The organism is Paenibacillus sp. EKM211P (assembly GCF_011066175.1).
Taxonomy (GTDB): Bacteria; Bacillota; Bacilli; order Paenibacillales; family Paenibacillaceae; genus Paenibacillus; species Paenibacillus polymyxa.
This window is the reverse complement of the sequence record NZ_JAAMNS010000020.1, coordinates 85,671-96,203: the sequence shown is the minus strand read 5'-3', so window position 1 is coordinate 96,203 and position 10,533 is coordinate 85,671. Positions and strand designations below refer to the sequence as shown.

Sequence of the window (10,533 nt, the reverse complement as noted above, 5' to 3'; positions counted from 1 at the left end):
GAACACGACCGTTAAGCCCTCCAGCGCCGATGGTACTTGGACCGCAGGGTCCTGGGAGAGTAGGACGTTGCCAAGCAACAAGTAAAGAGGACCATGATCTTATTGAGATTATGGTCCTCTTTTTTGCATATAGATGTAATTTAGAAATATCCTTACAAAAGGAAGGTAACATTTTTGTTACGGAATGTAAGAGCAAACCCTGTATAATATAGGTATTGAATCCCATACACATACGCTGCTATATTGCAGAATTATGCAAACTCCATTATAGGATTTTGTATAGTCAATCAGGCTGGTAAGGAGGGAAGATCATGCGGCGAAATAAATGGCTTGCTCTATTGGTGCTATTCAGTGTCGCTGTCGCGATTCTTACCGGGTGCGTGGAAGAGGAGCCTTCTTGGACATCGTTTGAGGGTGCTGCTAACGAGAAGACGTTTCCAGTTCCCAAAGAAGCTAGTAAAACTGATCGGGCCAGTAGCAATTCGGACATGGACTATGTACGCTATGCACTGCCAGCGTTGAAGGAAAGCGATAGCCTACCTGCTCCTTATCTGGAGGAGATTGCAGCCTGGGGCTGGACTGAGGAACCGAATTTATCTACCTCGAATCAAAAGGTGTTCCAGAAAAATAAACACATGGTGCATTTGTCTGTGCATGATGGTTCTTTTACCGTATTGGTTCCAAAAGACAGAAAAGCTACTGTGAAGAGTAAAAGTGTAGACCTTAATTAAGAGTGCGATTTTCACTCAAGTATGCAACAAAGGATGTATTGTAAGGTCATAATTAACTCATAGCGTATTGGTTGCTGAGCGTATAATGATGAATGATGAGATGGGGAAGCACTTGAAACTGCCGTTGTGTAGAAAGTGGCTTCCTTTTGTATATTTCTGTATAGATCGGTTTACTACTTTTATGACATAGATAATGTGGGTAAATCCTATGTGGGTAAAGTTATTTAATGAGAGAACTAAGGGAATATAATTGTTAAATTATAAAAAAAAGAGCAACCCGACCCGGGTTGCTCTTTTTTATTGTTTTAAGGCTGAAGCGTTGGGGATGTATTAATTGAAGTTTCGATCTGTACAGATGGGAAGTGAATTGATTTACTGTTGATAGTAGGAGGCTTCTTCATCGGTGAACTTCAACATGCCGTCTTTTCTTTCGCCTATAAGCCGACTCAAGACGTATAAACGCGGTGCAATGAGCCATAGGTGCCAGAAGAGTAAGGATACGGTAAAGGCTGGCGGAGACCAGAGAATGAATACGGCTGAAAAGCAGATACCAATCCAGAGTGTATGTATGTGCACACGACGAAAAATCCTATAGCCTATGTATTGGTCTGTCATATAGCCTAGCCAAGGCAACCTGCGATGGAACGCCCAGCGTTTGCGGAAGGCTGTCCCACCACCTATGTATAGGACAGATCGCGAGATTACGAAGTGTACCCATAAGGTTAGGAAAAGGGCAAGAGCAAACAAAAATACACTAGTCCAGGAGAAGGCTAGAAGCAGAAAGAGAAGCATAATAACAGGCAGTGTGAGGTGACTCCATATCAGCTGACGTGGTATATTGATTTTTTTGATGAGCTTGTAGTGATAGTAGGTAGCTTTGGTTCCGGTTTCCTCTGTCATGCGAACAGTCCTTTCATTAATCTACTGCATCACAAGTGGCTTCCCGTCCACAGCCGGAAAAAGGGACGGTACTTCGCTCATGCGGCTTTAATAAGCATCAATTATTTTTTTGTAATAGTATAGAGCAAGGACATCTAGCGTTAGCTAACCTATTCTATAATTACAGGAAAAGCTCTCACTGATGAAGTGTGCAAAGGCTCCAATGAAAGGGCATCCATACATAGAAGCTTTTCTTATTATATCGGCATATGCGGCTGTTTTTTTAAACATACGGGGTACAAACACCATAATAGCCCAAGGGGAATATATATAGAGTATATCGTCGAATTGGGCCATGAAAAGGTTTAAAATACTAGAAAGTGACCCATACTAATAGTAAAAGAAACAAGGTGGGATGGATATGCATGATCAAGGTGACCACCGCTGCATCATATGCGGACAACACAAACATGAAGGCATTTTTATCGTTTCCGAGTTTATCTGTGATGCGTGTGAAGCCGAAATGGTGCACACGGATGCAACTGACGCCAAATATCATTTTTTTATTGATCAACTAAAGCAAATTTGGGTTCAGAAAAATGCATAATATCCTTCGCTAGCTAGCGTTTGAAGGATGGGCATTCCAAGGTCTGTCGATACGGGCCTTTTTTTCTGTGAGTAAAAGTAGGATTCCGCTTGATTTTACGATAAAATAGGGTAGATATAAAGCTTTGTTTGGAAGGATTGCAGAATGATGGGGAAAAAGGCGGTTCATGCACCATTAGTGGAAGCTCTAATACGTTACAGGTCTCAGGGAAACGCTTCTTTTCATGTACCCGGTCATAAAAACGGGCAAGTCTATAGGTATGAAGAAATGGCATCTCTGTTGCAAGAGGTGATGTCTATTGATGCGACTGAAATTACCGGACTGGATGATTTGCATCACCCAGAAGACGTGATTCGTGAAGGTCAGGAGCTGGCTGCGAAGTGCTTTGGTGCAGAAGAGAGCTTTTGGCTTATTGGAGGCAGCACGGTCGGTAATTTGGCCATGATTTTGACCGTATGTACGAAGCCGGGAGATGTACTACTGGTACAGAGGAATGTACACAAATCTGTTCTGAACGGTCTCATGTTATCGGGAGCCAAGGCCGTATTTCTAGATCCGGAAATAGATACACTAAGCGGGCTGGCGGTTGCTCCATCGACAGACACGATAAAGGCTGCTCTCAAGGCCTATCCATTGGCTAAAGGAGTATTACTTACGCTCCCTAACTATTATGGGATGGGGCATGATCTGACTGCTACAGCTAAAGTTTGTCATGCAGCCGATGTGCCGTTGATGGTAGATGAGGCACATGGTGCTCATTATGGACTGCATCCTCGTTTGCCAGTCTCTGCTCTTTCCTGTGGTGCTGATATAGTTGTCCAATCGACACATAAGATGCTTCCAGCTATGACCATGGGAGCCATGTTACATGTGCAAGGACAGAGAATTCATCGGGAACTGCTCCGTCAGCGGTTGGCTATGGTGCAAAGCTCCAGCCCTTCGTATCCATTAATGGCCTCGCTCGATTTGGCAAGATGGTATATCGATGCTTATGGCACGGATGCCTTTACAGAGGGCATAGCAGCAGCAGACGCTTTTAGAAAGGGGCTGGCGCAGCTCCCACGCTTTCGCTTGGTAGAACCTACACAGCAGGCAAGTGAACAGTGTGGCGCTCAGAAGGGGATCTCTGAGGCTCTGGAAAGGGCCGAGAAGAGAAGTGATGGGTACTCAACTCAGGATCCTTTTAAAATGGTGCTATATGATACATGGGGTGTATTAGATGGCTTTGGATTAAAACGTGAGCTGGAGACTTACAGTTGTATCCCAGAGATGAGCGACGAGAAACATGTGGTTTTATTGTTTACGTTAGGCTCTACAGCTAGGGATGCGAGTCACCTGTTGCAGGCTCTTGTGCATATAAATAATGATATAAGGTTTAAGTGGACGACTGATAAGCCGGAGTTAGCGGGGATAGAGCAGCAGAGACTAGAATTGGATTTTTCCACGTGGAACAATGAGGGAATGAAGGCTTACTCCAGTCCGGTGCAGTTTGGGCTTCAACCGATTAATCCAGATCAGATGGAGATCGTGCCTGTGGAGGAATCAGCTGGCAGGATAGCTGCTGAAATGATTATCCCGTATCCTCCAGGTATCCCGCTGCTATATGCAGGGGAAATGATCACAGAAGTGATTGCTCTACGGATGATTCGTCTACGTGAGCTAGGAGCTAAATGGCAAGGGATAGCAGATGAAAGTATGCTTACGATTCGGGTATTCCGTTTACAATAAAGATTAGATACTAGAGAATTAACAAATACAGAAGACTGGATAAAAGAAGCATACGCAGCCTGTGGATGACTTTTATTTTTCAGGCAGGAAAGCAGGGAATAACATGAATCGCAAAGGCATTTTTATTACGCTGGAGGGGGGAGACGGCTCCGGTAAAACAACCATGATCCAACGACTGGCGAAGTATATAGAGGAAGAAGGCTATCCAGTCGTCACGACGAGGGAACCGGGCGGCATTGAAATTTCTGAAAAGATTCGTTCTATCATTCTGGACCCTGCTCATACCAGTATGGATGCCCGAACAGAGGCGCTTTTATATGCGGCGGCGCGGCGCCAGCATTTGGTGGAGAAGGTAAAGCCGGCTATTGAGCAAGGAGCTATCGTATTGTGTGACCGTTTTGTGGACAGTAGCCTGGTCTATCAAGGGTTTGCAAGAGGGATTGGCATTGAAGAGGTAGCTTCGATTAATCGCTTTGCGGTGGATGATTGGGAGCCGGATGCCACGTTCTATCTGGATATTGAGCCCGAGTTGGGATTGGCAAGAATCAATGCGTCACGAGGAGAGGAAATGGATCGCCTAGATATGGAGAGCATATCGTTTCACCATAAGGTGCGAGAGGCTTATCTGGAGCTAGCTCGCGAATTTCCGGAACGAATTACGATTGTGGATGCCTCTCCCGCACCTGAACAGGTAGAGCAAGTATTGAAGGATTTGCTGAAAAAGCGGTTTATTCAGAATTTTAGCGTATAATTGTCGAAGGATATACGGTAAAATTGAGCTAGGGACAAGGCTGTCTCTAATATGACTTGAAGGAGGAATACAGGATGAAGCTGATTATTGCGATTGTACAGGATAAGGACAGTAATAGATTATCCAGCGGACTGGTGAAAGCTAATTTCCGTGCTACCAAATTGGCCAGCACAGGGGGATTTCTGCGTGCAGGTAATACGACATTTATGATTGGTGTCGATGACAATCAGGTAGACTCGTTGATGAATGTCATTCGCAGCAGTTGCAAGGTACGTGAACAGCTGGTCACACCCGTCACCCCTATGAGTGGGACGACGGACTCTTATCTGCCGTTGCCTGTTGAAGTGCAGGTGGGTGGAGCGACAGTTTTCGTGATGCCTGTAGACCGTTTCGAGCATTTCTGAATCTACACAATAGAACCTATTTTGCCGATATGATAGTGGAAATGCCTGTTTCTCGCTCATACGATGAGAATGAGAAGCAGATCCACTAAAACGGCAGCGCTACAGCGCAGCCCCCGGAAAACCGAAGAGACTCCCGAGTTCTCTATTGAACTGTTCGTTGAGGCAAAGGAAAGCATCCGGGGAGAAAGCAGGTTTATATGAAAATAAATCCGGGCTACCGCCCTTTACACAGTACATTGTCTACAAATGAAACGAGTGCCAAGCCAATTCAGCCGAAAAGCTTCTCCGATGTTATGCAGCAAAATGGGGAGCAGGCTTCGAAGGAGGAATTGAACCGGCGCTTTAAGGAAATTCAAATGCAGGGAGATCGTCTTGCTCGCTCAATGACGATTCGTGAGTTGAAGGCTTATAAGATGCTGGTTAAACGGTTTTTGGAAGATACGGTTCGGCGGGGCGTGTCTATGAAGGACACAAAAGGATGGGATCGTCGGGGACGCAGCAAGCGTTATAAGCTGATTGATGAAGTGGATGAGCTATTGCTCAAAATGGCAGATGAGCTGCTCGATACCGAGCAAGGGAAGATTGAGCTTTTGCAAGGAGTCGGTGAGATTAGAGGCTTGCTGATTAATCTCTCATTTTAATGCAGTCTTATGTTATAAATGAATACAGACGGGCTGTTGCCACGAAGAAATAATCTGCTTGCTGATCATGCTGGCAGATTATTTTTGACTATGTACATGTGGGCAAACGTAATATGCGAATAGCGGCACAGCTATACTGAAGAACCATGATTTGAGGGTGAGAGCATCACAACATCAACAAACTCGCCCGGGAAAACAATGATTTGCTGATGATTCATCGTTGTTTTCAGTGGAGAAAGTGAGGAAATATGTCTTTCCAACATATATTGGGACAGGATGTAGCCAAAAAAATGCTGCAAAGTGCATTGCGGAATCACACAGTCAGCCATGCTTATGTTTTTAGCGGACCGCAGGGAAGCGGACAGATGAACATGGCACAGACCTTTGCCAAGGCTTTATTCTGTGAAAAACAGACGGATGATGCATGTGGCGAGTGCTTGTCATGCCGCAAGGTAGAGCACGGGAATCACCCGGACTTGCACATTGTGGAGCCTGATGGAGCAACGGTTAAAATCGATCAGATTCGCGGGCTTCAACGAATATTTTCATACAAATCTGAAAGCTCCAACCCGAAGGTATATATCATTCGACAGGCGGATACCATGACAGTGCAAGCTGCTAACAGCTTGCTTAAGTTTTTGGAGGAGCCTCAGATTCCCGTGGTCGGTATACTCATTTCAGAGAATGGACAGGCGTTGTTGCCTACGATTCAATCGCGGACACAGCAGGTGCCTTTCCACGCTTTACAGCCGGAAATGATGATGCAGGTGTTAATTGGGGAAGGCTATACGGCAGGACTTGTCCGGTCAGTGGTTCATATGGCTTCAGGACTGGAATCATGTAGAGAAATTCTCCAGCAGAATTGGTTTGCAGAAATTAGAAACGTAGTGTTACAATTAGTGAAGGAGTCCATGAGCCGGGGGAGTTCGTCGATTATTCTGGCTCAACAGAAGATTTTTAAAACTGGACTTTCTGAACACCTGGATATTCTGTTTCATCTGTTTCATTTGTGGTTTAAGGATATGCTTCATTTCCGTTACGGAAGGCACGAAAGCATTGTTTTCATAGATCATTTGGAGTCCGTCTCCAAATTGGCAATCACCCGCAGCACGGAACAATGGGTCTCTTATATGGATTTGGCCGCGAATTGCAGGAAGAAGCTCCGTTTTCACGTCAACGGACAATTATGCGTGGAGCAGCTTCTGATTGGGTTGTCCGATACAAGCGGTTCTATCACCGGCTAACAGGAAGGCGCGCTTGTTCCACTCTGCACAATCCGCGACGCCAGGTTCCCGGTTTGTGCGACAGTGAGACTTCAATTGCGGCCATTCGTACAATGTCGGCTACAAATGAGGTTTAGTGGCATACAAGGGGGTTAATTTTTGTATAGTGTAGTGGGTGTCCGTTTCAAGAAGGCGGGCAAGACTTATTATTTTGATCCGCTGGACCTTCCAGTGGAGAAAGAAAACTGCGTCATAGTAGAGACCGCTCGCGGTATTGAATATGGCAAGGTTGTGGTGGGCAAAAAAGAAGTAAATGATTCGGATGTTGTCCTACCCTTAAAAAAAGTCATTCGTATTGCCGGAGATGATGATGCTCTTGTTGTAGAAGAGAATAAATTGGCGGCCAAGGATGCATTCGGTACGTGTTTAAATAAAATTAAAGACCATAACCTTAAAATGAAGCTGGTAGATGTGGAATTTACATTTGACCGCAATAAGATCATTTTTTATTTTACGGCTGAGGGTCGGGTTGATTTTCGAGAGCTTGTAAAGGATTTGGCCAGCATTTTTCGTACACGAATTGAGCTGCGGCAGATCGGAGTACGGGATGAGGCTAAAATGCTTGGTGGAATTGGACCTTGCGGACGTATTCTGTGTTGTTCCTCATGGCTGGGGGATTTTGACCCGGTATCTATTAAGATGGCGAAGGATCAGAGCTTGTCGCTGAATCCGACGAAAATTTCCGGGTTGTGCGGAAGATTGATGTGCTGTCTCAAATTTGAACATGATAACTACGAGAGCATGCGGGAAGAGCTGCCTCAGGTAGGTAAGATGGTTATCACCTCTCTGGGAGAAGGGAAAGTGGTAGGTGTCAATGCAGGCCATCGTACGGTACATGTTCAACTGTTTGAGATCAGTAAGGTCAAGGAACTTCCAATGGACGATGTAGTCGTCAAGTAAACCATTAGGTTGCTTCGGGGTGGAAACTTGGATAAATTAAATGTTTTTGCGCGTATTCACGAAATGGAAACCCAAATGGGACAGTTGCATAGTGATCTGGGTGAATTGAAACTGGCAGTAAAAGAGCTGCTGGAGGAAAATCAACGACTAACGATTGAAAACGAACAGGTGCGCAAGATGCTCAAACGTGAAACCTCTGGAGAAGAAAAGACGGCAAGCAAGCCGAAGCTTCCTCCTCCGATCGTCGTTAAGAATGAAGAGGAGACGGGTGAGGTCGTGGGCGAAGGCTACGACAATCTGGCAAGGCTGTATCATGAAGGATTTCATATATGCAACGTGTATTACGGACATTTGCGAACAGAAGGCGATTGCCTCTTCTGTCTGTCATTTTTGAATAAATAAAAACAAGCCGTAGGAGCAAGATGCCTACGGCTTTTTTGTAAGGAAGTATGAGTAAAAAGCGATTTAGGTTATAGGATAGGAGAGCATTATGTACGAAAATGAAAAGAAGTCTGAACGAATTGATGATCTGCTTTCACACAATCTGCGTATTATTCAGAGTGATGAAGTGTTCAGCTTTTCGATGGATGCGGTCTTGCTGGCACGGTTTGCTGGTATTCCGCTTCAGCGTGGGAAGATTCTCGATTTGTGTACGGGCAATGGGGTTGTTCCCATACTGTTGACGACACGCACCAAAGCATCTATTGAAGGAATTGAGATTCAACCACGCCTGGCAGATATGGCTAGACGGTCTGTCAGTTTGAATGGATTAGAATCTGCAATTGAGATTCGGGAAGGAGACTTGCGTGAGCTGGTTCAAATCACGGGACATGGCGTGTATGATGCGATTACCGTGAATCCTCCCTATATGCCGCTAAATGGTAGCGATATCAAGCTGAATCCTCACCAGGCCATTGCTCGTCATGAAGTGAACTGTACACTGGAAGAAGTCATCCAGGCATGTTCTCGGCTTGTCCGAAATGGGGGGAAAGTATCGATGGTTCATCGCCCACAGCGCCTGGGTGAGATTATATCCTTGATGCGCAGTTATAGCCTGGAACCCAAGCGGATACGTTTTGTTCACCCACGGATTCATATGGAAGCAAATATGGTACTTGTTGAAGCAATGCGTGACGGCAAACCGGAAGTTCGTCTATTACCTCCACTCATTGTATATCAGGAAGATGGGAACTATACTCAGGAAATAAGGGAAATCTATGGAGAAGTAAGCAAGGGGGATTCAGTGTGACAGCAGCTGTACAAAAAAGCTTTAGTAACCGTGAAGAGGAACGGGGAAAGTTATATCTCGTTGCTACCCCGATTGGCAATCTGGACGATATGACCTTTAGGGCAATTAACACCCTAAAGTCATGCAATATTATCGCTGCTGAGGATACGAGGCAAACACGCAAATTGCTCACACATTTCGACATCACGCCGGAAATGCTCTTCAGTTATCATGAACATAATAAAGCTGCCAGTGGGCCTGAGCTGATACGTTATATAATAGAAGGAAAAAATTTGGCACTGGTTAGCGATGCAGGTCTACCAGCCATTTCTGATCCTGGTTCGGATCTGGTCAAGCTGGCACTTGAAGCAGAAATCAGTGTTATTCCTATCCCAGGGGCAAATGCTGCACTATCCGCTTTAATTGCCTCAGGACTGGATACAGAGAGGTTTACCTTCGCTGGATTTCCACCAAGGGAGAAAAAGGATCTAGAGAAGTTGTTACAATCATTTCAGGTATCCCATGGCACGATTCTTTTTTATGAGTCGCCCCACCGTATTGTAAAGACATTGACAGTAATAAAGGAAACATTAGGATCACGCAACGTAGTACTTGCCCGTGAACTGACCAAGCTGCATGAGGAATGGGTGCGTGGAACAGTGGAGCAATGTCTTGCAAAACTAGAGGAGAACCCACCGATTGGTGAATATTGTCTGGTCGTTGAGGGGAAAAACGAAGAGGAAGAGGAACAGGAGCGTCAGGCATGGTGGCAGGACTTATCTTTGGAGTCTCACGTCGCGCATTACGAGTCAGAGGGGCTTACGCGCAAGGATGCCATGAAGCGTACAGCTACAGACCGTTCAATTTCCAAGAGGGATGTATACAACGCACTTTTATGAGTACGTGTGTAAACAAAAAAAGGGCCTTCCAACGGTTGGGTTCAAACCGTGGAAGGCAACAAGGAGTATATATGAAAAAGGTTAGAATTAACAATCTCTGATAAGTCTATTATATACTAAAATTCTCAGTTTGTCACAGGTGTTGGGATTTCGGAAATGCAATCTTGGCAAACAATTTTCCCTTTGAAGTAAATTACGTTCTCAGCATTGCCGCAGAAGATACAAGCAGGCTCGTATTTTTTAAGCATGATGCGCTCACCATCAACGTAAATTTCCAAAGCGTCTTTCTCTCCGATTCCCAGGGTACGGCGCAATTCGATTGGAATAACAACACGTCCGAGCTCGTCAACTTTTCTTACAATACCAGTGGATTTCATCATAATAAATCAGGCTCCTCTCGCCGTTTAAAATAATATAAGTGTCATCATTCGACAAAATTTTCTCTTTTCTGATATTTACTATACCAACGATTCCCAAAACAG

Annotated in this window: 13 protein-coding genes and 1 rRNA gene; 12 read left to right on the top strand and 2 right to left on the bottom strand. The window is 45.0% G+C overall.

Annotation, left to right across the window (positions count from 1 at the left end):
• Together rrf and G9G57_RS22780 are read left to right on the top strand one after the other, a co-directional pair.
• Positions 1-76, top strand: a 5S ribosomal RNA gene (gene rrf, locus G9G57_RS26470); the annotation flags it as partial.
• 235 nt (positions 77-311) lie between these two features.
• Positions 312-731 carry a hypothetical protein gene (locus G9G57_RS22780; protein ID WP_013368653.1) on the top strand — a complete coding sequence of 140 codons (420 nt, stop codon included), beginning with the start codon at positions 312-314 and terminating at the stop codon, positions 729-731.
• Positions 732-1,103: 372 nt separating this feature from the next.
• Here G9G57_RS22780 and G9G57_RS22775 read toward each other — a convergent pair whose 3' ends face one another.
• Complete coding sequence (locus G9G57_RS22775) at positions 1,104-1,631, bottom strand: hypothetical protein (protein WP_016818935.1); 528 nt, start codon at positions 1,629-1,631, stop codon at positions 1,104-1,106.
• A 400-nt stretch (positions 1,632-2,031) separates the two neighbouring features.
• On the opposite strand from G9G57_RS22775, the gene G9G57_RS22770 reads away from it, so the two are divergent.
• From G9G57_RS22770 to rsmI, 10 genes are all read left to right on the top strand, one after another.
• Positions 2,032-2,217 carry a sigma factor G inhibitor Gin gene (locus G9G57_RS22770; protein ID WP_016818933.1) on the top strand — a complete coding sequence of 62 codons (186 nt, stop codon included), beginning with the start codon at positions 2,032-2,034 and terminating at the stop codon, positions 2,215-2,217.
• 144 nt (positions 2,218-2,361) lie between these two features.
• Complete coding sequence (locus G9G57_RS22765; protein WP_019685729.1) at positions 2,362-3,945, top strand: aminotransferase class I/II-fold pyridoxal phosphate-dependent enzyme; 1,584 nt, start codon at positions 2,362-2,364, stop codon at positions 3,943-3,945.
• 103 nt (positions 3,946-4,048) lie between these two features.
• Positions 4,049-4,696 carry a dTMP kinase gene (tmk, locus tag G9G57_RS22760; RefSeq protein WP_019685730.1) on the top strand — a complete coding sequence of 216 codons (648 nt, stop codon included), beginning with the start codon at positions 4,049-4,051 and terminating at the stop codon, positions 4,694-4,696.
• A gap of 74 nt (positions 4,697-4,770) precedes the next feature.
• Positions 4,771-5,100 (top strand): cyclic-di-AMP receptor, encoded by a 330-nt coding sequence (locus G9G57_RS22755; RefSeq protein WP_007427998.1) that lies wholly within the window; start codon positions 4,771-4,773, stop codon positions 5,098-5,100.
• 197 nt (positions 5,101-5,297) lie between these two features.
• Positions 5,298-5,741, top strand: coding sequence for a YaaR family protein (locus tag G9G57_RS22750; protein WP_013368659.1), 444 nt, complete (start codon positions 5,298-5,300; stop codon positions 5,739-5,741).
• Positions 5,742-5,989: 248 nt separating this feature from the next.
• Entirely contained in the window at positions 5,990-6,985 is a 996-nt protein-coding gene (holB, locus tag G9G57_RS22745; protein WP_016818930.1) for a DNA polymerase III subunit delta', read from the top strand.
• A 138-nt stretch (positions 6,986-7,123) separates the two neighbouring features.
• Entirely contained in the window at positions 7,124-7,924 is an 801-nt protein-coding gene (locus G9G57_RS22740; protein ID WP_013368662.1) for a PSP1 domain-containing protein, read from the top strand.
• 27 nt (positions 7,925-7,951) lie between these two features.
• Positions 7,952-8,326 (top strand): DNA replication initiation control protein YabA, encoded by a 375-nt coding sequence (gene yabA / locus G9G57_RS22735; RefSeq protein ID WP_016818929.1) that lies wholly within the window; start codon positions 7,952-7,954, stop codon positions 8,324-8,326.
• An 88-nt stretch (positions 8,327-8,414) separates the two neighbouring features.
• The gene (locus G9G57_RS22730) at positions 8,415-9,173 is read left to right on the top strand and encodes a tRNA1(Val) (adenine(37)-N6)-methyltransferase (RefSeq protein ID WP_016818928.1); all 759 of its coding nucleotides are present in this window, start codon (positions 8,415-8,417) and stop codon (positions 9,171-9,173) included.
• A complete protein-coding gene (gene rsmI, locus G9G57_RS22725; RefSeq protein WP_016818927.1) occupies positions 9,170-10,051 on the top strand; it encodes a 16S rRNA (cytidine(1402)-2'-O)-methyltransferase in 882 nt (293 codons plus the stop codon). Before G9G57_RS22730 ends, rsmI begins: the two co-directional genes overlap by 4 nt.
• Before the next feature lie 125 nt (positions 10,052-10,176).
• Here the strand turns inward: rsmI and G9G57_RS22720 are convergent, their stop codons facing one another.
• Positions 10,177-10,431, bottom strand: a complete 255-nt coding sequence (locus G9G57_RS22720) for an AbrB/MazE/SpoVT family DNA-binding domain-containing protein (RefSeq protein ID WP_007428005.1) — start codon at positions 10,429-10,431, stop codon at positions 10,177-10,179.
• Between the last annotated feature and the right edge of the window lie 102 nt (positions 10,432-10,533).

Excerpts from the sequence above, each read along its gene's own strand:
- tmk (WP_019685730.1), top strand. The coding sequence starts at position 4,049 with ATGAATCGCAAAGGCATTTTTATTACGCTGGAGGGGGGAGACGGCTCC.
- G9G57_RS22755 (WP_007427998.1), top strand. The coding sequence starts at position 4,771 with ATGAAGCTGATTATTGCGATTGTACAGGATAAGGACAGTAATAGATTA.
- G9G57_RS22750 (WP_013368659.1), top strand. The coding sequence starts at position 5,298 with ATGAAAATAAATCCGGGCTACCGCCCTTTACACAGTACATTGTCTACA.
- G9G57_RS22720 (WP_007428005.1), bottom strand. The coding sequence starts at position 10,431 with ATGATGAAATCCACTGGTATTGTAAGAAAAGTTGACGAGCTCGGACGT.
- G9G57_RS22780 (WP_013368653.1), top strand. The coding sequence starts at position 312 with ATGCGGCGAAATAAATGGCTTGCTCTATTGGTGCTATTCAGTGTCGCT.
- G9G57_RS22770 (WP_016818933.1), top strand. The coding sequence starts at position 2,032 with ATGCATGATCAAGGTGACCACCGCTGCATCATATGCGGACAACACAAA.
- holB (WP_016818930.1), top strand. The coding sequence starts at position 5,990 with ATGTCTTTCCAACATATATTGGGACAGGATGTAGCCAAAAAAATGCTG.
- G9G57_RS22730 (WP_016818928.1), top strand. The coding sequence starts at position 8,415 with ATGTACGAAAATGAAAAGAAGTCTGAACGAATTGATGATCTGCTTTCA.
- G9G57_RS22765 (WP_019685729.1), top strand. The coding sequence starts at position 2,362 with ATGATGGGGAAAAAGGCGGTTCATGCACCATTAGTGGAAGCTCTAATA.
- G9G57_RS22775 (WP_016818935.1), bottom strand. The coding sequence starts at position 1,631 with ATGACAGAGGAAACCGGAACCAAAGCTACCTACTATCACTACAAGCTC.